The 25,153-nt window shown below is 36.5% G+C and carries 24 protein-coding genes; 3 read left to right on the top strand and 21 right to left on the bottom strand.

Annotation, left to right across the window (positions count from 1 at the left end; all coding sequences use genetic code 11):
- Positions 1 to 252 precede the first annotated feature (252 nt).
- The 10 genes from dltD to EKM60_RS06115 all read right to left on the bottom strand — a co-directional run bounded on the left by dltD (position 253) and on the right by EKM60_RS06115 (position 11,361).
- On the bottom strand, positions 253 to 1,512 hold the full coding sequence (dltD, locus tag EKM60_RS06070; RefSeq protein ID WP_125713509.1) for a D-alanyl-lipoteichoic acid biosynthesis protein DltD: 1,260 nt from the start codon (positions 1,510 to 1,512) through the stop codon (positions 253 to 255).
- A gap of 3 nt (positions 1,513 to 1,515) precedes the next feature.
- On the bottom strand, positions 1,516 to 1,755 hold the full coding sequence (dltC, locus tag EKM60_RS06075) for a D-alanine--poly(phosphoribitol) ligase subunit DltC (RefSeq protein ID WP_125713511.1): 240 nt from the start codon (positions 1,753 to 1,755) through the stop codon (positions 1,516 to 1,518).
- A 15-nt stretch (positions 1,756 to 1,770) separates the two neighbouring features.
- The gene (gene dltB, locus EKM60_RS06080) at positions 1,771 to 2,988 is read right to left on the bottom strand and encodes a D-alanyl-lipoteichoic acid biosynthesis protein DltB (protein ID WP_125713513.1); all 1,218 of its coding nucleotides are present in this window, start codon (positions 2,986 to 2,988) and stop codon (positions 1,771 to 1,773) included.
- Positions 2,981 to 4,501 (bottom strand): D-alanine--poly(phosphoribitol) ligase subunit DltA, encoded by a 1,521-nt coding sequence (gene dltA, locus EKM60_RS06085; protein WP_125713515.1) that lies wholly within the window; start codon positions 4,499 to 4,501, stop codon positions 2,981 to 2,983. The genes dltB and dltA overlap by 8 nt, the downstream gene beginning before the upstream one ends.
- Positions 4,502 to 4,521: 20 nt before the next feature.
- Positions 4,522 to 4,671: a teichoic acid D-Ala incorporation-associated protein DltX gene (locus EKM60_RS06090; protein WP_125713517.1), complete on the bottom strand. Its 150-nt coding sequence runs from the start codon at positions 4,669 to 4,671 to the stop codon at positions 4,522 to 4,524.
- Positions 4,672 to 5,332: 661 nt separating this feature from the next.
- Positions 5,333 to 5,764 carry an RbsD/FucU family protein gene (locus EKM60_RS06095; protein ID WP_125713519.1) on the bottom strand — a complete coding sequence of 144 codons (432 nt, stop codon included), beginning with the start codon at positions 5,762 to 5,764 and terminating at the stop codon, positions 5,333 to 5,335.
- A 3-nt stretch (positions 5,765 to 5,767) separates the two neighbouring features.
- The gene (locus EKM60_RS06100) at positions 5,768 to 7,108 is read right to left on the bottom strand and encodes a sugar porter family MFS transporter (RefSeq protein ID WP_125713521.1); all 1,341 of its coding nucleotides are present in this window, start codon (positions 7,106 to 7,108) and stop codon (positions 5,768 to 5,770) included.
- Positions 7,109 to 7,120: 12 nt separating this feature from the next.
- Positions 7,121 to 8,623 carry a rhamnulokinase gene (locus tag EKM60_RS06105; protein WP_225427014.1) on the bottom strand — a complete coding sequence of 501 codons (1,503 nt, stop codon included), beginning with the start codon at positions 8,621 to 8,623 and terminating at the stop codon, positions 7,121 to 7,123.
- A 20-nt stretch (positions 8,624 to 8,643) separates the two neighbouring features.
- Positions 8,644 to 10,431 (bottom strand): L-fucose isomerase, encoded by a 1,788-nt coding sequence (locus EKM60_RS06110; protein WP_125713525.1) that lies wholly within the window; start codon positions 10,429 to 10,431, stop codon positions 8,644 to 8,646.
- Positions 10,432 to 10,605: 174 nt separating this feature from the next.
- Positions 10,606 to 11,361 (bottom strand): DeoR/GlpR family DNA-binding transcription regulator, encoded by a 756-nt coding sequence (locus EKM60_RS06115; RefSeq protein ID WP_125713527.1) that lies wholly within the window; start codon positions 11,359 to 11,361, stop codon positions 10,606 to 10,608.
- 198 nt (positions 11,362 to 11,559) lie between these two features.
- Between EKM60_RS06115 and EKM60_RS06120 the strand changes: the two genes are divergently transcribed.
- The gene (locus EKM60_RS06120) at positions 11,560 to 12,333 is read left to right on the top strand and encodes a class II aldolase/adducin family protein (protein ID WP_125713529.1); all 774 of its coding nucleotides are present in this window, start codon (positions 11,560 to 11,562) and stop codon (positions 12,331 to 12,333) included.
- A gap of 501 nt (positions 12,334 to 12,834) precedes the next feature.
- Here the strand turns inward: EKM60_RS06120 and EKM60_RS06125 are convergent.
- From EKM60_RS06125 to EKM60_RS06150, 6 genes are all read right to left on the bottom strand, one after another.
- Positions 12,835 to 14,181 carry an MFS transporter gene (locus tag EKM60_RS06125; protein ID WP_125713531.1) on the bottom strand — a complete coding sequence of 449 codons (1,347 nt, stop codon included), beginning with the start codon at positions 14,179 to 14,181 and terminating at the stop codon, positions 12,835 to 12,837.
- Positions 14,182 to 14,316: 135 nt separating this feature from the next.
- The gene (locus EKM60_RS06130; protein ID WP_125713533.1) at positions 14,317 to 14,604 is read right to left on the bottom strand and encodes an ArsR/SmtB family transcription factor; all 288 of its coding nucleotides are present in this window, start codon (positions 14,602 to 14,604) and stop codon (positions 14,317 to 14,319) included.
- 418 nt (positions 14,605 to 15,022) lie between these two features.
- Positions 15,023 to 15,532 carry an SLAP domain-containing protein gene (locus tag EKM60_RS06135; RefSeq protein WP_125713535.1) on the bottom strand — a complete coding sequence of 170 codons (510 nt, stop codon included), beginning with the start codon at positions 15,530 to 15,532 and terminating at the stop codon, positions 15,023 to 15,025.
- A 310-nt stretch (positions 15,533 to 15,842) separates the two neighbouring features.
- On the bottom strand, positions 15,843 to 16,112 hold the full coding sequence (rpsN, locus tag EKM60_RS06140) for a 30S ribosomal protein S14 (protein ID WP_125713537.1): 270 nt from the start codon (positions 16,110 to 16,112) through the stop codon (positions 15,843 to 15,845).
- 105 nt (positions 16,113 to 16,217) lie between these two features.
- Positions 16,218 to 16,841, bottom strand: a complete 624-nt coding sequence (locus EKM60_RS06145; protein ID WP_125713539.1) for a GyrI-like domain-containing protein — start codon at positions 16,839 to 16,841, stop codon at positions 16,218 to 16,220.
- A gap of 9 nt (positions 16,842 to 16,850) precedes the next feature.
- Positions 16,851 to 17,582 (bottom strand): GntR family transcriptional regulator, encoded by a 732-nt coding sequence (locus EKM60_RS06150; RefSeq protein WP_125713541.1) that lies wholly within the window; start codon positions 17,580 to 17,582, stop codon positions 16,851 to 16,853.
- A gap of 188 nt (positions 17,583 to 17,770) precedes the next feature.
- Between EKM60_RS06150 and EKM60_RS06155 the strand changes: the two genes are divergently transcribed.
- Complete coding sequence (locus EKM60_RS06155) at positions 17,771 to 19,636, top strand: glucose PTS transporter subunit IIA (protein ID WP_125713543.1); 1,866 nt, start codon at positions 17,771 to 17,773, stop codon at positions 19,634 to 19,636.
- 5 nt (positions 19,637 to 19,641) lie between these two features.
- Positions 19,642 to 20,757, top strand: coding sequence for an SGNH/GDSL hydrolase family protein (locus EKM60_RS06160; RefSeq protein WP_125713545.1), 1,116 nt, complete (start codon positions 19,642 to 19,644; stop codon positions 20,755 to 20,757).
- 466 nt (positions 20,758 to 21,223) lie between these two features.
- Here the strand turns inward: EKM60_RS06160 and EKM60_RS06165 are convergent, their stop codons facing one another.
- From EKM60_RS06165 to EKM60_RS06185, 5 genes are all read right to left on the bottom strand, one after another.
- Positions 21,224 to 22,063, bottom strand: coding sequence for a DNA/RNA non-specific endonuclease (locus EKM60_RS06165; protein WP_125713547.1), 840 nt, complete (start codon positions 22,061 to 22,063; stop codon positions 21,224 to 21,226).
- A gap of 2 nt (positions 22,064 to 22,065) precedes the next feature.
- Positions 22,066 to 22,713 carry a sunset domain-containing protein gene (locus tag EKM60_RS06170; RefSeq protein ID WP_125713549.1) on the bottom strand — a complete coding sequence of 216 codons (648 nt, stop codon included), beginning with the start codon at positions 22,711 to 22,713 and terminating at the stop codon, positions 22,066 to 22,068.
- A 12-nt stretch (positions 22,714 to 22,725) separates the two neighbouring features.
- The gene (locus EKM60_RS06175) at positions 22,726 to 23,175 is read right to left on the bottom strand and encodes a threonine/serine exporter family protein (RefSeq protein ID WP_125713551.1); all 450 of its coding nucleotides are present in this window, start codon (positions 23,173 to 23,175) and stop codon (positions 22,726 to 22,728) included.
- Positions 23,176 to 23,184: 9 nt separating this feature from the next.
- The gene (locus tag EKM60_RS06180; RefSeq protein ID WP_125713553.1) at positions 23,185 to 23,949 is read right to left on the bottom strand and encodes a threonine/serine exporter family protein; all 765 of its coding nucleotides are present in this window, start codon (positions 23,947 to 23,949) and stop codon (positions 23,185 to 23,187) included.
- A gap of 143 nt (positions 23,950 to 24,092) precedes the next feature.
- Positions 24,093 to 25,058 (bottom strand): DMT family transporter, encoded by a 966-nt coding sequence (locus EKM60_RS06185; RefSeq protein WP_164508340.1) that lies wholly within the window; start codon positions 25,056 to 25,058, stop codon positions 24,093 to 24,095.
- Positions 25,059 to 25,153: the final 95 nt, after the last annotated feature.

The raw sequence follows: 25,153 nt of genomic DNA on the forward strand, positions 1-25,153 counted from the left end.
CTTTAATTTTTTAATGTTTGGCTTCGACACCTTCATTTTAAAACTATTGGGGGCTTTTTCGTATAACTATTAACGCCCACCCGCATAGCGGGTGGTTTTTTGTTTCGCACGCTTACGCGCACTCAACTGGGCCTAAAGGCATAATAAAAAAAGCCTCCAGAAATTCTGGAGGCTTCGGATACGTTGCTTGAGGGGAAACACGGTATCCAGTTATTGCGGGTTTTACTTCCCTTACCTGCCAGGCTTGGGAAGTTAAAACTTCGTATTATTGGCCCATGTATCCGTGAAGAAGTAATTATTCATTGGGTGATGATCGATTTGACTTGGATCAGCATTCTTATCCTTATAGAAATTCTTCAAATGTTTATCCAACATTAGCCAACCACGCCATCCCATATGGATAGTATCTTCAGCAATGTAATTTTTATTCTTAACATCAGTTAGATCAACGATGTCATTAAATCCTTGTGACTTCAACTGATAAGTTATCTTCTTATCAAAGTTGATCAAGGCACTCTCTGGCATCCCAGTATACTTGACCCACTTAGGGTTAACTGGCTGAATAACAAACATTACTTGTACATGATTTTGCTTAAACATATACAGCAAGGCTTGAAAATCATTATATTCAGGAGAATGCAGATAATCGGCATGCGTATGAGAGTCTTTATATTTATAAATTTGTTTTATCAATTGTCTCTTATAAAATGAATCGCCGATTTGTAGATCATTTTCACGAGAGTGACTCTTGGCCATCTTACCTGCCAATTTGTTTAATTTCTTATAATCATAATCATCAGGTAATTTTGAAGATGCCTTATCAATTTTTTCTTGATGATCATTCATAAAGGCCGTTCCAAATAAATTGTCTTGGCTTTTAAGACTCATTCTGGTGAAGTGCTTAATGTAAAAACGTTGTAGCTTAGTAATTTTTTGACCATTGGCAATTCTTTGAAGGGCTTGATTTTCAATTGGTCCTTCTTTGATATCTAAATCAATGGCACGACGAGCAACGTATTCATTCATTTCCTTATTCCCATGATCAGCGTTTAAAATGAATCCACTTAATTGCAATGGTGATAAGAAATATTTAAAAGCATCTGATGGAACACCCTTTTTAGTAAACCACTGTGGTGAAATAATAAAGACAGCTTTTTTATCTTTTAAATTCGACATCCCATTAACATTAAAGGCTTGGGTTAAAGAGGCTGTTCCGGGATTTCCCAGTAAGAAGGGTTTATTTTTCCAGTGATACTTTTGTGCCATGGAAGATGGATGGAATGGATCCATTCTGGAAAGTTCAGATGATCCAATAATAGGAATGTAGTTTTCTTTTTCAGCCGCATTCTTTACATCCTCTCCCTTTAAAACTCTAATATCTAGAGAGGTAGACGCCTGATCTATTTTTGTCGGTGTGATTGTCTTAAATTTGATCGGTGTCCACAAAAGCAATAACAAGGCGACAGCTGCAACTATTACAGGTCCAAAAGTCATCCACAACTTTTTTTTCATAGTTTATTCCAATTCTGCTACACGTGCGGAAATTTTGTTGACAGTTGACCATTGTGAACGATCAAACTCTGATACGGGAACTTGAATACCGAATTCATCCTGTAATGTTACTAGTACTTCGACTGTTGCCATTGAGTCTAAAATTCCATCAGCGAATAGATCTTCATCTGGGTCGCTGCCGACATTATCCAATCCTGTTACATCTTGTAAAATACTAATGATTTTTTCTTCTTTTGTGTCCATAATTGTTCTCCTTTATTAGAACCATAATTTATCTAAAAATCCTGAGAAAATCAGAAAACTGAAGCAAACTACGTGGAAAGTTAAAACAATTGCGAATGCTTTAGTAAATTTGTTACTTGGAACCTGTTTACGATGCTTCTTTTTAAATCTCAACCAAGCATCATTTGTGATCATAGCTGTGGCGTGAAAAATACCATAAACGATGTAGTACCAAGTTTCACCATGCCAGAATCCCATGATTAGAAACAATGTAATATAACCAATGTTGGCCATCGTTATTCTGCTTTTGATCAATTTCTTTTTCATCATAAAGAACATCAAACGCATATAGATGAAATCTCTGAACCAGAAAGATAAAGTCATATGCCATCTATTCCAGAAATCTTTAATGTTAACTGACTGGAATGGACGCTTGAAGTTCATTGGTGTATTCACACCCATGAAATTACTGATTGCGACGGCAAAGAGTGAATATCCTGCAAAGTCAAAGAACAAGTACATACTGTAAACATACATGTAGGCCAATAAAGCCCATGATAATCCTAGTGGAGTTTCACCTCTATACGATAGTGCCAAGATTGAAACCTTTGGCAACAACAATGTACCGAAGAAATAACCAATGATAAATTTATAAACTAGTCCGAGCATCAACTTATTAGTTCCGCCCTTTAACATTTCCATATATTTATCACGACTAGGAATATTTAAAACATCTTTTTGAAAACGTGGGAATCGATCGATCGGTCCAGAAGAAATTGTTGGGAAGAAGAGAATAAATCTCAAAAAGTCAGTTACCTTAATTTCTTTAATGGCCCCGTCACGAATTTCCATAATCATCTCAACTGATTTAAAGGTTAAATAACTGATACCTAAAAATCCGAATAGTGAGATCGTTGCGTTATGTAATAGGGGATTTATTTTGACAAATACCAACGGTACAATTGCCAAAATAACTGATAAAGTAAAGATCCAGAAACTATTTTTATTGTTTTTATTGGTTCGATATTTCAAATATGAGAATACAACCAACATCTCTAATAGAATATAGAAAATCAGCGAAATACCCTGTAAAGACTTATCTCCGAAGAAAGTAATCGACAAAATGATCAATGTTGCAATGGATTCATACCATCTAAAGCGTTTGCCGAAATACAATCCGATCATGATTGGAAGAAGTAATACGATCAGATAAAGAAAGTAAGCTGGGCTGCTGTATGGTGTAATATTATGCATTAACTTTGCCCATCAAAGCCTTACGATCAATTTTTCCATTACTACTGATCGGTAATGTTTCAACAAATTCCAATACGTTTGGAATCATGTAATCCATTGTTGTCTTCTTCAATTCTTCTTTGATCTGGAGATTAAGTTGTTGTTGGTTGAGTTCTTTGAACTCATTCTCTAAAACAATGTGAGCAATGATCTTGCTGACTTGTTTCTTATTGTTGTAAAGCGGCACAGTGCAGGATTGCTTAACTTGCGAAAGATTACCCAGTAGTGAGTCGATCTCTTCAAGTTCGATCCGATAACCGTGCATTTTAATTTGAAAATCAGTCCGGCCTTTGTAGAAAAGCATTCCGTCTCCAGATTCACTGACCATATCGCCCGTATGATAGTAAATTCTGTCATCGATCTCTTCAAAAGCACGTTCTGTTTGTTGTGGATTATTTAAATATCCTTTGGATACATCAGGCCCACTGACTAATAATTCACCAGTTTGATAACCATTGGCCTCATTCACCGCATTGTCTAAGAAATGATGCATATTACCTTTTATATAACCAATTGGTAAACGATCATATTTAACTAAAAATTCTGGAGTGATCTGAACTGAAGTTATCGCAACAGTATTCTCAGTTGGTCCGTATGTATTGTAAAGCTTAGCTTTAGGAAATCTCTTGAGTAATTTCTGAGCTGTAGCATGAGTTAATTCTTCACCACAGAAAATGAATTTATGAAGATTTTGAACGTTTTCGTGATTGAAGTTTCTAAACAAAAGACACATTTCAAAGAATGATGGTGTTGAGATCCATGTATCAAAGTTTGAATTTAAAATGGCATTTTCTAGTTTTCCAAAATTCTTTGTTGTATCTTTATCGACTATATCTAGTGTCGAGCCACTCACAAGACCTGGATAGATATCAAAGACTGATAGGTCAAATGAGAATGGTGCTTGCAACATGAGTTCATGATTATTGTCATAATCAAATTCTGCACAAGCCCAATCGACAAAGTCGAGTAAATTGTGAGTAGTAATTTGAACACCTTTAGGAGTACCAGTAGTTCCAGAAGTAAAGATGATATAAAAATTATCTTTATCACCGATGCTTAATGCAGAGTCATAGATATTGTTATCAGAGTGCATTGCTTCTTCTATCTCTGCTTTAGAAACCATCGGAGTGTCGATATTGAAATCCTCAACTTCACTCCAATTCAGAACTAATGCTGGATGTGCAACTGAATTAATTTGAATGATTCTCGATGGGTCAGAGGCGTCATCAACAGGAATGTATGGATGTCCAGCTTTAATAGCACCCAGGAACATAACCAACATTTCAAATTGTTGACCACCATAGATTATGATGGGACTTTTCTTTGGTAAAAATTTGCCCTGCAATAAATTAGCGATTCGATCTGATTCTTGGATCAATTCTTGATAAGTTCTTTGTTCTGAACCGTTTTGGTAACAGATACCTTTAGGATCTCTTACCGCAGATTCAGTAATTCTTTCGATTATTTCATTCATGTGTTTCCCCTTCTTTCTAGCTAGAACTCGTTATAAATAAATTTGGCGCTACCTACCCCGCTGTATCCGTAGATATATAGGAGCAATAGGAAAATGAAGAAATAGGCAACGGTTTTGATAACGAAAATCGTAGCTGGCTTTTTTAAAAAAATAAACAAATTATTTTTCATAATCTACACCTTTCGGAAGAATCTCTTTCGACAAACTACCCAATCATTCAAAAACACTGTGTTCAATCAAAGTAAATTAGTACAATCTGGCAGTGATTAATATTTATTTACTTGATTTATAATCATTATAATAAAAAGGCCTCTTATAAAAGAGGCCTTTTTTGTAAACAAAATTTGCGGTTTTTGACGCATTCTTAGTCTCTCTAGGGATTTTATTGTTATTTGTTTAAACAAATAACTTTAGTATTATTTAATTGAGGTACTTCTTGTTACATCCTCACTTCTATTCAGATACCTAAATCCCCAGTTCAATTTAATCAGAATGCTTAATTTGATCTTGATTAATGTCGTGTCACAAACTAATACTCACCTCTAGGTGATATTCCCCAGTCTGCTAACCTCGACAAGAACAATTCTATCCAATTACCATCTAATTACAAGCTTGTTGACAATACGGCAACCCCATGAAATCAGCATTTTCAATACTTTTTTACTATTTTCAGCAAATGCTTTTCGCTGTTAAACGTTATTAATAAAGAACTTTGGTCCAATTATTGATCTCTTTGAACCAGCAACTATGCGAAGCTAAATTTAACGCAAAAAAAGAGGACACGTTTTCCGTCCGTGTCCTCATATGTAGAAAGCAACTTATGCAAATTTATTAATCTTTAGGAATAACTACACCCTTTTTAAGGATCAGGTTTCCATATAGAGCTGTTTCACCAGTTTGAATAATTGCGAAACACCCTTTGGAATACTCGTAGAAATTCTGTCTTTCAATGGTTTTAATATTGTATTTTGGAAAAGCGTCTCCGATATCCTTCTTGTATGTGTCCCAAATATCTGGACGAGGATCTCCTTTTACAGTTTCCATTAGAATGGCTTGATAGTCTGAATATGTATCAAGTGGCATCAACTTGAGGATTCCTTCCAATAGCGTTGGAACTCCTAGCCCATCGGCACGAATAACACGATCGTTATTTGTCAAAGCAGGATAGTTTCCATCAGCTAAGAGGATCTCATCTCCGTGTCCCATTTCCATAAGACATTTAACTAACTCTGGAGATAATTCCTTAGGAATATTGTTTAACATATTTTAAGCCTCCTTTTGTTCCCAATAAGATTCAATTTCTTCCAATGACTTACCTTTTGTCTCAAGAACATATTTATGAATGTACCAAACGGCAAATAGTGATAAGGCAGCGAAGAAGTAGAAAATATTAATTCCGATTGCTTCCAAAATGATAGGGAAAACTAATGAGAATAAGGCATTGAATAAATATTGTGTAAAGGTGATAACACCCATTCCCAAGGCTCTAGCCTTTAGAGGAAGAATTTCTGGAACATATGACCAGAAAACAGGTCCTAAACCAAAACCAAACATAAATACATATAGGAAGATCGAAATGACGGCGATGGTAGCATTATTTGACCAAATACACATGGCAATGGCAGGTAATACTTGACCACCCAAACTAATTTCAAGTAATTTCTTACGACCTAAACGGTCAATAAATGGTAGTGATACTAAGGTTGAAATAACCAAAGCTGCACCAACACCAAAGTCAGCAATGATACTTGCATGTGCTAATCCCAAATTATGGAAAATCTCTGGTGCATAGTAAACGGCAGCATTGATACCTGTAAATACTTGGAAAGCTGTTAAGACGAATAACAAAGTCAATACTGGTCTAAACTTGCCGAATAATTCACCTAAACCGGCTTCTTTAGTTTTTAAACTGTTTTGAACATCTTTAATTTCATCTTCAACTTCTTGATCTGTAACACGAACTTTTTTAAGGACCTTTCTAGCTTTATCAATTTGTCCATCTCTGATAAGCCAACGTGGACTTTGAGGACTGCACATCATACCAACTGTAAAGATGACAGCTGGAACAACTCCAAGTCCTAATGTCCAACGCCATGCATCGTTTGCTAAGTTATAAGCACCAACACCATAGGCACCTAAGATACCGATGTTAACACTTAGTTGGTAAAGCGATGACATTAAACCACGAATGTTTTTAGGAGCTAATTCTGATAAATAAATCAATCCATACATATTAGCAATACCTGCAGCAACACCCAGTACCAATCTAGCAAACATTAAGAATGCCGTTGATCCAGCAATTGCTGACATAATACTACCAACAATAAAGACAATACCTCCGACGATTAAAACATTACGCCGTTCAATTTTCTTTTCGAGAGCTGTAAAGACAACGATTGATGGTAAAGCACCAAATAGAAGGAAACTTACAACCAATCCTTTTTCCGCAGCGTTCAAGCCGAATGCATTAGTGATTGATGGAAGTGCCAAAGAGATAGCACCTGAATCATAACCATAAAGTAATCCGGCAAACCCGCCTAAGATAGCAAAGACATAAACTATGGGTGCAGTTTTCATCTTCTTTTCTGTATCTTGGACTTCTTCCATGATTTGACCCCCCTAACTAGCAATTTCTTTCTTCAAAATTTTGGTAAAACCGTCGATTCTACTATTCAATTCATCTGAATCCATAGCTTGTGGGGTTATTATTCTAGTGTCAAAAGAACTCTTAACAATACTTAAACGCTCAGCATCGTCTTTGAAATATCCAAGTGCTTTATATTGAGCTAGTACATTACCTGTAACACTGGCCTCAGTTGGTCCTGTTTGAATTTCTTTCTTACAGAAGTTAGCCGTTAATTGTACAAGTAATCTATTTTTGATCCCACCTCCAAACATATAAATTCGTTTAATTTCTTCATTAGTAATACTTTCAAGATTGTTGATCGTATCGCGATAGCTTAGAGCTAAACTTTCGAATACGATTTGTAGCAATTCGCCACGGGAATTTGGAAGTTTTTGATCAGTTTCTTTTAAGAACTTCATGATTTTTTCTTCCATATTACTTGGAGTGGCAAATAATGGATCATTTGGATTTATATAACTACCGATATGTTCAGCACTTTCAGCTTCGTCAACCATCTTACTGAATTCAACCATTTCACCTTCGAATGACCATTCCTTTTGAAGCTCCTGAACTATCCAAAGTCCAGTGATGTTTTGGAGTAGACGATTTCCACCGTCAAAGCATCCCTCATTAGTTAAACCGGCTTCAAAGGCTTGTTCAGTTACAACTGGTTTATCAGTCTGCTGACCAACGATCGACCATGTACCACAGCTGATAAAGGCAACATTTTTAGCTTCTTGACTTGAAATAGGCAATGAATAAACTGCAGCGCCTGTATCGTGTCCAATTCCATTGATAACTTTAATGTCAGAATCCAAATGTACTTCTTTGGCAATATCCGGCAATACACTACCTAGAACATGTCCACCACGTTGTATTTCTCCGAACCATTCTTTCTTAAAACCTAAACGGTTAAAGACATCATCGCTTAATTCACGACTGGCTCCATCTAGAAGCCCACTTGTTGAAGCAATTGTAAATTCATTAGACTTAACTCCGCTGAAGAAGTATTCTACCAAGTTCGGCATGAACATGATATTTGCGACTTCATCTTTTAGATATGAATGTAAGTTCATATCAGCGAATAATTGGAAGTTAGAATTAATTAAATTAGGTTGTACACCAGTTAAAGCAAACAATTCTTTAGGCGTAAGTTTTTCATAAAGTTTATTTTCAAACTCTTCTGTTCGTGTATCACGATAACTATGAGGAGTTAAAAGCATCTTCCCATCATGACCTACTAATCCATAATCGACACCCCAAGTATCAACACTTAAACTATCGATTTTTTTAAGATCACGTTGGGCGATCATCAAGCCGTATTTGATTTCTTGGAATATTTTTAGATAATCCCAATATAGTGAATCGGTCAATTCTATCGGTTGATTAGAAAAACGGAACTGTTCTTTCAGTTCCATTTTTCCATCTTCTAAAGATGCTGAAATTATTCTTCCTGAACTTGCACCTAAATCAACCGCGATTACATTTCGTTTCATTAGATACACATCCATTCATATTAGTCGTATAGTGGTCCAAATGCTTTACATGCATTAAAGTCTGCAGCTTCAAGATTAGCTGTACCAAGTGAAGCCCATGAACGTGGTCTGAAGATCTTGTCTTCGTCAACGTTATGCATATTGACTGGTATACGTAGAACAGATGCTAATGTGATAAGGTCGGCACCAATGTGACCGTAACTGATTGCACCGTGGTTTGCACCCCAGTTGTTCATTACGTCATATACTGACTTGAATGCGCCTTTACCAGTTAGTTTTGGAACGAAGAATGTTGAAGGCCAGCCCGGATCAGTACGTTTGTTGACAGCATCAAAGACATTTTCTGGTAAGTCAACAGCATATCCTTCAGCGATTTGTAATTCTGGTCCAACACCCTTAACAAGGTTGATACGTGACATTGTTACAGGCATACCTTCTGGTCCACCCTTTGTAACATAGTTACTTGAGAAACCACCGCCACGGAAGTAGCCGATATTTGCAGGGATCCAACGTGTATCTTTAAGGTTTGCTTTAGCTTCGTCTTCTTCTAGATCATAGAATGGTTTGATAGCTGGCTTGCCATCGATCTTCTCATCACCTGTAGCATCAAGTGTTTGAGCACCTGAGTTTGATAGGTGTAAGAATCCGTTCTTTGCAAGACCTGTTAACTTAGTTCCAGTAACTCTTTCAACAGCGTCTGCACTCCAGAATGTACGTACATCAGCAAAGATTTGAGGTGTATTTGTTAGTAAGTAGTTGAATAACATTGATGTTCCATTCAAACTATCATTTTCAGTAGCAAATACGTGTGGTGCGTGAATTCCATTCCAGTCATATTGTGAATTCATCATTGTTTCCATGTAGTCACCATTAGGGAAGTGATCAGTCCATTGACGTTGACCTTGGAATCCAGCAGCGATTGCGTAGTGTCCTTCTGACTCTTCTTTGTAACCTAACTCTTCAAGAGTTGTGTTACCATCCATCAAGTCTTTAGCAATCATGTACATCTTGACACATTTTTCTAGTTGAGCTTCTTTTTCTTCATCAGTAAATTTATTAGGATCATCTTCGTTATATACATCTGGTCCAACTGGTGTATATTCTTTAGCCCATGCAAGAGCCTTCTTGAATTCTTCTGGATCGTAGATCTTTTCGTCCCAACGACGAACGATTTCTGACATATCTACGTATTCATTACGCATACCTAAGTAGTCTTGGAAGAAATCAGCATCTGTGATTGATCCACCAATACCCATGGCAACATTACCAATTGATAGGTAAGCTTTATTGTGCATAATACCTGTAGCGAAAGCAGCTTTAGCAAAGCGAATAATCTTTTCTGTGACGTCATCAGGGATTGACTTGTCATCTGCATCTTGTACATCTTTACCATAAATACCGAATGCTGGGATACCCTTTTGAGTATGTGCAGCAAGAACAGCAGCTAGGTAAACAGCACCTGGACGTTCTGTACCATTAAAGCCCCAAATAGCATGAGGTAAGTTCTTGGACATGTCCATTGTTTCACTACCGTAGCACCAGCAAGGTGTAACAGTTAAAGTACCACAAACATTTTCTTTATCAAATTTTGCTTTTGCCATAGCAGCTTCATGTACGCCACCAATTGTTGTATCGGCAATAACAGTTTTAACAGGAGTTCCATCTGGATATTTCAATGTGCTTTCAATCAACTTAGCAGCTGATTTGGCCATTTCCATTGTCTGATCTTCAAGTGATTCACGAATACCACGTCTACGGCCATCAATCGTAGGACGGATACCCAATTTAGGAAATTCAGTTTTTAACATAATGTAAACCCTCCAATTTTTGTGTTTGTACTTCATCCACGCCTAGAGTATAAAACGCTTACATTACCTCAATCAATGAGTTCCAACACTTTTGAATAAAGTGCATAAATTAGTCAGATAAGCTGTTCATTTTTTGAACAAATTTTAACAGCTTATCCATACTAGTTCATTTTTCTAATACACGATCTCCACATTTTGGTCCTCGACTGATTGTATGAATTCCTCTGATGGACATTTATCAGTTACGATCACATCAATATCCTCATGGCCGCACAGTCTATAGTAATCAACGCGGTCTATTTTAGTATGGTCACACAAAAGAATTGTCTTCTCAGCTTGCTTCAACATTTGCGACTTAACGGCTGACTGCTCATCACTAGCCATGTAGACGCCATTCTTATCAACGCCAGCACAAGAGATGATCGCAATATCAGCATGAAATCCTTCCATAAATTGTCTGGCAGAGTCTCCTACTATAGAACCGGAGAATGGACGCAACCTGCCACTGGCAATAAAAGTCTTGATCTTTGGATTGCCATTCAGACTCATAGCTAGATGTAAACCATTAGTGATAACGATCAAATTATTACGTTTACTTAAATAAGGCTCTAAATAAGAAGCAGTTGTACTGGAATCAATTATCAATGCCTGGTTATTACCTATAAAAGTATCACAGACACTAGCAATGTATTTCTTGTCAGATAAATTCTCCCCAACACGTACTTGATAACCAAATTCAACATTATTGTCGCTAACTAATTCAACTTGTCCAAAATTTCTAGTAATTTTATGTTCATCTTCTAGAACAATCAAATCACGTCTTAAAGTAGAACGGCTCTCGTAGGTAAGGTCCTCTAAGATTTTCATATCTACAATTTTCTTTTTACTCATTATTTCCATTATTTTATCTAATCGTTCTTTTCGATACATATCTAATTCCTCCAATTTTTGAACTTTTTTGAACACCTATGAACTGTATTACGGTTACCATCTGAACTTTATTCAATCTTTTTAACCAATGACTCTATTCTACTCCAGCAGGATATAATGAGCACTGACATCAAGTATTGTATTTTATCCACATAAAATATATAGAAAATAATATTTCATTAGAAGGAGTCTTTTATTATGAAAATGATGTTTCAAACAGAACGTGAAGATCTAGCTTACACAGTTCGTAAAATGTTCGATAGAAAAGATACAAATATTGCCGGTGGTAACATGTCAGTTAAAGTCTTTGACCAAAACGACCACCCTTACATCTTAATGACACCAACATTTATGTCAGAAACATACTTTGCTGAACTACATGCCGCACAAATTATGGTTATTGACGCCGAAACTTATGAAAAGATCGACGGTGTCGGTGATGTAACTAGAGAAGTCAACATGCATGAAGAAGCCTATACTGCACATCCTGGAATCCGTTGTGTCTACCACTCACACGCTCCCAAGGCAATGTTCTGGGCAACTGCCGGAATGGATATGCCAAACGTTACTGAAGTAACACGTGAATTAGGTGAGATCAAATGTCTACCATACGCACCAGCATGTACACAAGAATTAGCTGATACTGTACACGAAGCTTTGACAAAGATCGGTGACAAAGCTATGGAAAATGTTTTCCTATTAAATAGTCACGGAATCTTAGTCACAGCTACCGACTTACACGTTGCTACAAGAGTTATGGAAACACTAGAATGGAATGCTGAGATTGCTTATCAACAAACAATCTTTATCAAGTTAGGTATTCTTCCTGATTATCAATCATGTGGTAAAAATTACAAAGAACCAATGCCTAAAGGTGCTTTACCTGGAATCGCTATGCCACAGATCAATAAAGTTTCTACAGAGCACCCATTCCCTGAACATATTCAAAGACCAGATGAGGATAAGTATTAGAGAGCGAAACAAGACGGTTAGCTCTCGAGCATTACCTAGGATAAGGGCAATGGTGATTTATACCATTGCCCTTATTCGTAGTAAGCGGAAAGAGTTGTCTTGTGTAGCTCGTTTCTGCCGTCTCCGATTGAAAGAAAATTTCCGACTCTATAGAATAAATATATTGATGATTCTTTTATAGTCGTTAGATGGAATATTTCACTTAACTTCTATGGAAGGATCTTTTTATTTAGAAATATCATAAATTTTGAATACTAAATAGGAGTTGTATCGCACTTTAGAATTAGTGCGATACAACTCCTATTTCTTATATTAAATTTTAGAACTCGCTTAGTCGGAAGGTCTGAGAATATTCACCTGCTATGAAAATGTCGTTATGGCTTTAGCCATTACAACATCGGGCGAGTTTGGAGACTTACCAGTCTTTGGTAAGACTTCAAACCTAGGGACCGGTCCGCATAGCAGGTGAATACTATCAGACCTGCAGACGGACAACACACATCAATTTAATTTTCTAGACCAAACGATTCCTAATAACGACAATACTGCAGTTCCAATCATTGTTGCCTGAAAACCACTTATAAAATTTGTCCTATAAAACTGATAAAAAATGATCACGGCAATAGTTGTTCCCAATGCGCCGCCTAATAAACGAAAAACATTATAAATTCCAGAAGCCTTTCCAATCATCAACTTTGGAACAGATCCGATAACGGATTTTTGTAAAGCTGGTCCTGCCATTGATAAACCGACGCCCGCCAGCATTAGCGGTAAAACTATCCAAGAATAATTCTTGTGAACAAACAGTGTAATTAGAAAATAGCCAATTCCCTGAAACAACAAGCCCAATGTGGCTATCCAACGTTCTCCAAATTTATCGACCGCATGACCTGCAAAAGGCGCAACAATTACCAGCGTACCTGTCCATGGAAGAAGTTCTAAACCTGCGGTTAATGCTGTTCCTTGTTGATTTATCTGTAAATATTGTGGCAAAAAGAAAACAACTCCATACATGGAACCATATAGACAAGCGGTTGCTAGATTACCGCCAGTAAAGCTTTTTTCTCGAAAAAGATCCAGGGAGATCATCGGTGATTTCTCATAAGATTGACGATATACAAAACAGATACCACAACCTAAACTAATTACTCCAATTAATAATACCAAAATTAATTGTCCCATTTTTAAGTTGCTTGTCGTTGCAGAGAGTGTCCAAATAATTCCTGCTGACGCGACAATAATTAGCAAATTATCAACTAAATGTATCGGATCACTTTGTCCGTGACTCTCTGGTAAGTAATGTTTAGATAACAGAATAGACAAAATGCCAATTGGCACGTTGATCCAAAATATCCATTGCCAAGTAAGCTTTGCAACAATGAATCCACCTAGTGAAGGCCCCACAATTAATGCTAAACCACCAATACCGCTCCAGATACCCAGTGCTCGCCCACGTTGATCGGTCGGTAATGCATTAGTAAGAATCGCCATCGACATCGGCGTCATAACTGAAGCACCTAAACCTTCAATAATCCGAGCTAAAATTAGCCAGTCAATACCATTTGATAAAGCACAAAGTACTGATCCTATGGTAAAAATCAAAATACCCAAATTGTATATTCTCAGGCGTCCAAAGCGCTCGCCCAAAGAAACACCTACCAATAAAACTGCAGCGATTGTAATATTGTAAGCATTTAATGCCCACTGCAATGTACTCACTGAAATTTGAAATTCATTTCTAATTGCTGTAGAAGCTGTGGTCACGATCATCGCATCCATCATGGCCATGAAAAATCCTAATGAAGTCAGTAAAAGTACCCATCTGGAACTAATTTCTTTGCCTGCCATTTTCCGTCTCCTAGTATTAATAAATAGTTCAAATATTTTTGAACTATTTAAAGATAGCATTGACTAAATTCCCTGACAAGTGACAAATAAAAAAAGAGAGGATCATAATGATCTTCTCTTCATTGGTCTAATTGCTTATAAGTTTTGCCAGAAATGGGTCAAATAGTAATCAAAAGTTGGCCGGTCTAATTTTACATATTTTTCTCGTGCAATTTTATGCACAGTGATCAATCCGGCCTCTTGCAGAATTTTAAAATGATATGAACCAGAAGTCTTACTAATATCCATAGCTTGACCAATTTCACCACAAGACTCTTCATGATTCAGCTGATTCAGATACTTGATGATTTCTAAACGAATAGGATCGGCCAAGGCCTTAAATATCTTAATACTATCTTCAGATGTATAATTTTGTTTTGTCATATTGTTTACCCTATGAAAAATTAATTTTTAAGCAAGTATTTGTGAACGTATCAAGAATATAATTCATTTCTCCAAAAAGTACAAACTAATCTGTAAACACTAGCAACATGAGATATGGAGTTATTTAAGTTTTTAGGAGAAAATATATATTATATTATCCCATATACCTCACATTTATAACGTTCTAAAACCTTATAAATAGGCATTTATCAAAAAATCCCATTTTTTGAAAGAAACTCTTTCAAAAGTTGGGATATATAAAATGACTTATGGTTGTATAGTAATAACTGTAATAGATGTTAACCCTCGAAATAAAAAAAGTAACATACACACACATTTAACAAGTAATATAAAAAGCCCACTGACCACACATCAGCAGGCTTCCCACACACACAACACACACATATATTTAAGTATATTACGAAATTGAAGATGTAACTTTTTGTTCAATGACATCGTACATTGAAACGTAAGCATCTGTAGAAATACGTACATAAGGTATTCCAGATTGGCTAGTTATAACAGAATCTGAGTACCATGAACTTCCAGGAGTAACAGATAAATCATCTCTCTCTTCGAAGTTATGATTATAAATAGGAACTGAATGATCTGAGGCTACTTTGATAACCTCGGGTCTTTTTTTGTATAAATAACTATCATCTGAACTTAAATATGCCCCTGTTGAAACTTCATAGTAATCTTTACCATTGATGTTAGTTACATTACCGACAGCCCATGTACTCTTAGCTGGTAAAGCAACGTCAATGTTGTCACCTGAATCATCATATAGTGTTGCCTGGTTTGATGAAACTTCTGCGGTGTAATTTTTGGCAGTGACTGAACCCGCCTGCGCTGTTGTTGCTGTTGCAAATGCTGATCCGATTCCCAAAACGGAAGCAGCTATGAATAACATAGATGTTTTTTTCATGTTTAATACCCTCGACTTTATATTTAAATTACGAATAACATACACAGAATAACCACACATTATTCTGCACACACACAAGAGATCGACCACACATGTAAATCTCTTTTCACCACTTATATTACACACCCTAGAAGTAAAACACAATAAAAAATTCCATTTTTCGTAAGTCTGTCTTACGAAAAATGAAATAAAACGCGTGCATTATTGTGTTATGGGCATTCTGAAGTATTCTCAAAAAGTATTAAATTTTTTATATAAAACTAAAAAAAAGAGCAATTCAGCCAAAATATGGCTAAATTGCTCTTTTCTATTACCAACTTGCTTTTTTTACACCTGGAATTTGACCAGCATGTGCTAATGAACGGAAGTTCAAACGAGACATTTTGAACTTGCTCATATACCCTCTTGGTCTGCCATCGATCAAATCGCGAGAACGCAATCTTGTCGGTGAAGCATCCCTAGGAAGCTTACTTAACTCTTCATAATTTCCAGAAGCCTTTAGTTCTTGACGTAAATCGGCATACTTAGCGACTGTTTCTTGTAGTCGCTTTTCACGTTCGATTTTTGCTTTTCTTGCCATATCTATTTACCTATTCCTCTATATTTTGTGAGGAAGTCTCGCTAGTTAATTATCGAATCATGTATGACAATATCAAAGCTGTAATAATATAGCAAATAATTTATCTTATTTAATTTCGTACCTTAAAACTGTCTTTAATTTATCATCTGCAACTCTTCTAGCATCTGATAAATATATCTCACGGTGGACCATAGAAACTCTTACCTTCCCAAGTTTTGAACATTCTTGATTCATAATTTCAAAGCTGGCTGGTTCATCATCATATTTTCCAATATGTAATATTTCCATAACTTGCTTGGCAGGATAAGTTTTTTGTTCTAATTCTTCCATTAATGGATGATACTTTTTCTCTTTAACATTCTTTATAGCAATCTGAACAACTTCTTCTGGTACAAAATCAGGAATACGTATCATAATATCGTAGACGAATTCATTCTTATCCAGATGATCCATCTTTTGACCGGCATCAGTCAATGACCAAACTCCTTCTAAAGGAAAGACAACATAATCATCAAACTCAACTTCTTTGTCCTGACAATATTTACGATAAGCAGCTTTTATTCCATAAGAAATAGGATACAAAACTTGGATCCGTTCCTTAAACTCAGAACCGTTGGGATCTCCGATACCTTTTAATGAGATAAATCTTTGTTCTGGTATATCTAGAGCAATCGGTTTTTGCTTAGGTAAATAAAATTGCTTTTCTTGTTTACGCCATTCGTATTTCATGCTTTTCTCCTAGTAATACTGGAACCCTAACATTGAGAAGTTGTTAGGCACGTAACGAGTTTCTGTATATTCAAACAAACTTCCAGCATCGGTATACACAAATTTTGTCAATGAACCAACGCAGTTCATGTCACCTAATTCCAAAACTTCTCTGTCTCTTTGATCAGCTGAAACAACTGAAGAAAGTGAACGCTGAGCGGCAACTTTGAATAATTCATTATCACGAATATATTGATAAACAGAACCTTGAGCATCTTCTCTTGTAAATCCACTCAATGCATCGGCTCTAAAGTAACTATGATCGATTGCTAAGCCTTTACCATTAAATAAACGTAACCTTTCCAGATAGAATGCTTTATCATGGATATTAAATGAGGTTAAGTTAGCAATTTTCTCGTCAACTTCAACTTCTTTAAAATTTAAGACATCAGTGTCCAGTTCTTGGATGAACTTGTTTTGTGGAAACGAACGTAATCCTTGGAATCCTTCGGAATTATTAGCCGAGAAAACCACTCGATTGCTGTGGACTGGTTCTAAAACTACCACTCCGCGTCCCTTTACCGCATAAACAAGACCTTCTTCTTGCAACTGTTTTAAAGCACGTCGGACTGTATTACGAGTGACGTCAAAGCGGGCTGAAAGATCCTCTTCTCTAGGAAGTGAGGTCTTAGGTTGATATACATTAGTATGTATTTCCCTTTTCAACGTTTCGTAAATTTCTGTATATAACTTCTTTGGCATCAGATTTTCCTCAACTTAGATTTTAAAAGAATTATTTGTTTAAACAGAACTATTATAATATGTTTAAACATGGTATTATAATAACAGTGAAACCGTTATCAATGAAACCCAAATTTTTCGACTTTTTAGAAAAATATACTTTTATTATAAACCATAAACTTAACCTTTATTGATACGGAGGGAATATTATGCCTAAAATGACTGAATTAATTTTGTTGTCCCCGGTATCTGGAAATGTTATTCCTCTTACACAGGTAAATGATCCCGTTTTTTCTCAGGAATTAATGGGAAAAGGCTTTGGAGTAGAGCCTAATAATAATAAAGTTTATGCCCCAGTCAGTGGAAAAATTGCTTATGTTGCTGAAACTCTGCATGCATTTGGAATTAAAACTGATGACGGTGCTGAAGTATTGGTCCATATGGGTATCAATACTGTGGAACTGGCTGGAAAGCCTTTTAATTTAAAAATATCAGCGGATCAAACAGTTACTGCTGGAGAAGAAATCGGTACTATGGATGTCGAACAGATAAAAGATTCTGGACGTCCGACTACTGTTATTGTTGCGATTACTAACACAGCTGACTATGTAAAAGATATTCATATCCAAACTGGCCAAAAAGAAGCCAAAAAAACTGCTGCAATTGTCATTCCTAACAAGCAAGAATCTCCAACTAAAGAAAAGGTCTCTTACTCCCAAATTGCCACAGATATTATAAAAAATGTTGGCGGCAAAGAAAACATCAATTCTCTGATTCACTGTATCACTAGACTGCGTTTCTACTTAAAGGATGAATCCTTAACAAATAAAGAGGAACTCAAAAAAATCCCCAAGGTTATTGACGTAGCTCGAGGCGGTGGTCAATATCAGGTAGTTATTGGACAAGAAGTAACTAATGTCTATGACGAAATCATTAAACAGATCGGTAATGATTTGGCTGATGCACCAATTGAAGATTCACCCGCCAAGAAAGTGCCCTTTAATCAAGAAGTAAAACGAGAATTCTCACGTTTTCTAAGTGTTCTGACTGAATCTATTGCACCATTAGTAGGAATAATCGGTGGTGCCGGAATGTTCAAAGGTGTCCTGGCCATTTTAGTTCAGTTCGACCTACTCAATAGAACAGGTGCAACCTACATGATGTTAAATTCCATCCCCAAAGGTGCTTTCTATTTCCTACCAGTTCTTCTGGGATATACATCTGCTAAAAGGCTTCATTCTAATCCAGTTATTTTAGCAGTCGTAGGTGCAATATTGGTCTACTTCTCAACTGTAGCAAGGTACTTACCATTTCCTACTATTGTAACTAATTATGTTTCTTCAATTTTTCCAATAATTTTCGCCGCCTGGTTTGCAAAACACTTAGAACGATTACTAAAAAAAATCATCCCAAATATATTACAGACTTTCTTCTTGCCAATAATAGAAATAATTATTCTATTAGTAGTAATTGTTACAATCACCGGTCCTTTGATCCTCATTGCCAGCTACAAATTATCCGACGGCGTTAACAGTTTATACAATTTAAATCCAGGAATAGTTGGTCTAGTGGTTGATGGTTCATACCAATTCTTAATAACTTTAGGACTACATTGGATCATCATCCCCATTGTTTTAAACGACCTCGCTACAAACGGACACAGTTATCTAAATGCTCTTCTATCGATCACTATGGTTGCTCAAGGTGGAGCTGTTTTGGCACTGGCACTTAGAACACACGATAAAAAGACTCGCAACAAGACTCTCAAAGCCGCTACATCAGCATTCTGTGGCATAACAGAATCAGCAATGTATGGATTTATCCTTAAATATCAACGTGTCTTTATCCTATCTAATCTTGGTAGTGGTATCGGTGGTCTGATCTGTGGATTATTGCGCGTGAACAATTACGCATTAACCGGATCACTCGTTGGTGTTCTCTCATTCGTTGATCCACAAGCAGGTATAAATACCAATTTTCTAAATGCAATTATTGCACATCTAGCTACATTACTAATTACCTTTATTTTAGTTTACTTCTGGGGAATTAAAAAAAATCCAAATGATCAAAGGTGAAAATTATGATTACTACTGACACGTGGTTACAAGAATTTTCTGATTATAATAATATCTATAATATTAATGAATCTGGTCATCAAGAAATCAATATTTTTAAACCCTTGGCCACTAAAAAAATCCGTCTGCTATTGAATAACCTTTATGACGATGTTCCTTTAAAATTCACTCGACTGGCTTTACATAAAAAGGGACAATCAGATATTGTTGTTCATATTGACGGCAAAGATTCCTTTGAAATAGCACCTCACACTACTAAGTGGACTGACTGGATCGACATTGACATTAAGGCTAACGACTACCTATCAATCGAAATTTATTCACCTAACAAAACGATCCATTCATTAGGCTCAAATTTGTCTGAATCATTTACTAAAGTACATAATTTTACCGACAGGGATGACGGCTTCTTTTTTGGAGTCTCAGCAGTTCAAGCACAAGTAGACAAAAAGCCGATCAAAATTGCTTTTTTTGGCGACTCCTTAACAAATCAGGGTTTCTTCAGTGCCCCGCTTTCCAAAGAACTTACCTATATTAATCGTATTGTTACCGCAAACTATGGTATTTCTGGGAATAGATTACTGCGTTCTGGCAGTGGAAAATCACAATGGGTCAAGAGTTTTGGTCCAGCAGGCGTTGAACGATTTGACGAAATGATCGATGAATTTAAACCCGACATCGTTATTTTTATGGAAGGTGTTAACGACCTTTTACATCCTGGTGCCGGCAGTCCTATCTCCGAACTCCCTACGAGTAAAGAGCTAATCGATGGTATTAATAAATTAAATCAGAAGTGTTCACAACAGAACATCATCTTTGTACCCATGACAGTTACACCGTTTCGGGGCAACATCAATAATGGTATTTATGCTTGGAATGCTAAAAAAGAAGTCATTCGTCAAGAATTTAACAGATATATCATGCAGTCTTTCCCTTACGCTGTTGATTTAGCGCCTTTTGTCAGCGACGCATCACAAACACGTTTAGAATACGAGTTTGACAGTGGTGATCACATACATACCTCTAAATGTGGTGGAAAAAAGATTGCTAGATTTATTGAACGTAATCTAATTGACCGTGGTTTAGTCGCAGTCGTCAAAGCTAATAGAAATTTGGTGTAGTCTGCCGCCTACGGTTACGATAACCTCATCTGCATTAAGACCGGTTCAAGCCACGGTCTTGAACCTTGATTCTGAGCTTTACTTCGTAAATCTCAGAATACGTCTAGGGTGTAAGAACGAAACGTTCTAACACCCTTTTTAATGCTGATGTGGTTCTCATAACCTTCGGCTAATTTTAAAAAAATAAAGGAGAGCTATTTATCACTTTATATTGAAGTGATAAATAGCTCTCCTTTAATTGATTCGTACACTGTTTTATTCATAAATTTACTGAACATAAATCGGAAGATATGAGAAATATTTTCTGGCAGTGAAAGTGTCGTTATGGCTTTAGACATTACAACACCGGACGAGTTTGGAGACTTGCTTGCAAGGCCTCAAACTGAGGTTCCAGACCAAGGCTGGAACCGTTCCGCACGGCCATAAAGTATTTCTTATATCTGGAGACAGCAAACAAAAAACACTACTACCCTATCTGACTAGTTCCATCATTATAATTTAAAGTCACACCAGACTCGACATTAAAGATATAAACATTAAAGTGAACCGCATTATCGCCGATCGATTGTGCTTCCATCTGTACACCACGAGCTAACAACTCGTCATTACGAAATACTGGAGTAACTCGGTATCTGACGTAATGACTACTACTTTGTTTCAAATAATAAGCTATATCCATCTCATGGGCCTGCATTTCTGGACTATTCAGAGAACGTGTTCCAGTGATCAGGTTTTTAGGATTATTATTTTGACCGGTCAATTGATAACCGATCAAGTGGCTCCGATTATATAGCCAACCGGAAGTGATCTTTTTATTATGCCAACCAGTAGGATTCCAGTTAAGTCCCTCTCTTTTGGCTGTCGGCATCAATGAACTGTTAAGTAATGCGTTAGCGGCGGTTGGACGATTTTGGCTATCCAAATCACCATAAGATTGCCATGCTCCTTTGGCGGTCGATAAATCATCATCAGAGAATTCCGGTTGATTATTGTTCACAACGATTTCTTGTATTCCCGTGTATTCAAGATTGGACAAATTTTCTTTAGATGTATCTGAGCTATTATTACTAAATGTTCCTTGATCATTTTCACTCAAATAGTTCTGATTTTGCGTAATTTTATTTTGTAGTTCTTTAATATCAGATTTTAATTTCTTATTTTGCTTAGCTAGCTTATCAGCCTTTTTCTGATATGAATAATCCTTAACTATTCTTGTTTTAGGAGCCGACTCAGTATTAGAGCTACTGCATCCTGTCAAGGTGAATAAAAGTATCAGAGACATAAAAATATTGAATGATTTCTTCATGATTATACCTTGGCCTTTCTATATCCGGCCGCAATAGCGTCTTGTTCGGATTGGAAATAAACAGCGTTAGATGAATTCATATTGTAACCTCTTTGACCAGGTACATGATAAATATGAGAGTTCTTATTTCCAACAATTTGACCAGTATTCGATGTATTCATATCACCTTTGGCACCATCATTGGCATTTGCCGGTGCAGCTTGCTGACTTTGTTCTTGCTTCTTTGATTCTTCTTGTGCCTGTTTTTCAGCTTGCTTTTGTGCTTCTGCCTGCTTTTTTTGTTCCTTGGCAGCTGCTTCTTTTTCCTGATCTTTCTTAGCAACTAAATCGTCTTTTTTATCCTGCGTCTTATCAGACTGCTTAGTTAACTTATTCTTTTTGGCAACCAAGGCCGCATGTTCTTCTTTAGCTAATTTATACTTATCTTTTCCAATATATTTTTTAATAACTTTGACATTATCATTGGAAGAAGATTTAACCTCATTAGTTTGGTTGCCCAATACGCCTAACAATAAGAACACAAACAGACTTACAAAAAATCTTTTCTTAAGTCCTTGCCTGCGCTTATTTCTCGAGCGTAAAAGCTTTACCCCATAATAAATTGTCGAAATCATAAAAATAATCCCGGCAAGTTTAAATATAAAATTCATCCCCATATTCTCCTATAATTTTAGTTGTGTCTTGTAATACCACTCGCCTATTATTTGAGCAATCATAAATCCAGTCGCAATTGAGCCGGCCACCATTGATACCTTTACCGTTAAGGCAATCGCTTGATTAAAATTCCCCAAAACTAAACTGCTGACAGCTTGATAGGCAGTTGCCCCTGGAACTAATGGCACCAATCCGGGAATATTGAATAAGATAACCGGCATTCGTTTAATGTGGGAAAAAATTATTCCCCCGATACCAACACTGATACCGGCCACCAAATTAGCAAACATTCTTCCTGAACCAGCTTCAAATAAGACCCAATATGTCAGCCAACCTAAGGCTCCAGACCATCCTGCTAAATTCAGTGCCCTCTTGGGGATATTTATTATTAGTCCAAAACCAACCGTACCCACGTAACTTAGTACGACTTGAATTATTAATTTTACAAAATAGTTCATAATATCCTCCTAAAAGTATCTGAACAAAACAGCGATACCAACTGAAATTGCACAAGCACTCATTCCGGCCTCTAGAGCTCTTTCAAGCCCTGATAGTAAATGTCCGGCCAACATATCACGTAAAGCATTAGTAATGGCTACACCCGGCACTAGCGGCATGACAGCCCCAATTAGAATACTATTTAAATTATGTCCTAGTCCGAAGTGAACTCCTAACATCGCTAATGCTCCTAAAATAAATGACCCCAAGAAGTCACTTATAAATCGGATCGAGGTTGTTCGTGTAACATAAAATGCCACTAAATATCCAATCGTACCTGTAACACCCGCTAGCGGAATATCAAACCAGTCGTATTTTTGTGTGAAGACGATCATCATTGTCGCACTGACCAAAAATGCCCCCAGCAACTGCATCCACATTGGATAGGTTGGCAAGTTCTTATCTAACTTTTCTAACTCGTCCTTTAACTCGTTTAAGGTCAGTTCTTTATTACCATAACGGCGTGACAGTGTATTGACTCGATCAACTTTTTCCATATCGATACCACGATGATTCACAGCTCCAAACTGAGTAACTGGCTGGCCCTTAATACTCATCATGACGCCCGTCAAAGTAGTAAATGAAGCACTATTTCTTTGGCCAGAATTATAAGCAATTCGTCTAACTGTATCTTCTACACGATACATTTCTGATCCACCCTCGATCATCAAACGTCCGGCTAAAAGACAAGTATCAACTACTTCATTCGCATCTACATTTTTATCCTCACTCATTGGTGTCACCTCACTTCATTAAAATTAGTATAATTTGTGAATAGTAATACTTCAATCTTAAAGAAAGTAACATAACTAAAGCAACTAATTTTTAATAAAAATAAAAATAGCCAGCATCTCTGCTGACTATCTGAAACAACTATTTAACTGTTAGGAGTCGTTCTTTTAACTAATGCAATAACACGGTAGGCAATATCTTCACCAACAAGAGTAATTGCTGAACCAGCTAAAATGATAACAATTCCGATAATTGTACGAGGACTGATCTCCTCACCTAAAATAAATAACGATAGTATAGGTGCCAAAGCTGGTTTGATCAAGAAAATCAATGAAGCTTGAACGATACCGACTTTTTCCATTGATAAGAAATATAAACCAAAGGCAACACCTGTAACAAGGACAGAAATATATAGAATCAATGGCAATGTTTGTAATGATAATCCTTTAAAGAATGGTACATTGACAAATTCACTGTATCTAGCTGGTAAGTTGCTGACCAAGCTCGTATGCGTCAGACCCATTAGAATGCCTAGTTCACCGGCACCAAACAAGAATGCCAAACAAGTCATCGACAAACCATTAATACCAATCTTGCCACCGTAGATACGAGACATAACTCCGTAAACACCAAAGATAATAGATGAAAGTAAGCCCAAGATAATACCCATTGGCTTGCTTAAATTGAATGGGTTAATAATAACCAATAACCCTACTAAAGTAAGAACCAGAGCAAATGTATTAGTACGAGTAAGTTTCTCACGTAAAAAAATGAATCCGATCATCAAACCAAATATTGGATTAGCACTTAGGATAATCGCAATAACTGAAGCCTTCGATATTTGAATTGAAAATTGATATAAGGTCATGCTGACAACCACGATGACAAAACCAGTCAGCGCACATAATAATAGATCTCGTATCGCCAACTTAATATGATTCTGTCGCAAATGCACGATTGTAAATGGTAAAAGTGCCAATCCACCGATCAAGAAACGAATAAAATTCAATTCAATCGGATTAAAATGCCCCCCGGCTATTTTCAATGCAATCTCCATAGAACTAAACAAGAACATTGGTATGACTATATATAGAATAGATTTTATCTTCAAAACTTTAATTACATCCCCTAATTTTTAGTAAGTAAACAATAACAGTTTACTACTTTATAGGTAGTGAAATTAAGGGCAAATCTCAAATTCATTAG

Origin of the sequence: Companilactobacillus kedongensis, from assembly GCF_003946625.1 — a bacterium.
Classification (GTDB): domain Bacteria; phylum Bacillota; class Bacilli; order Lactobacillales; family Lactobacillaceae; genus Companilactobacillus; species Companilactobacillus kedongensis.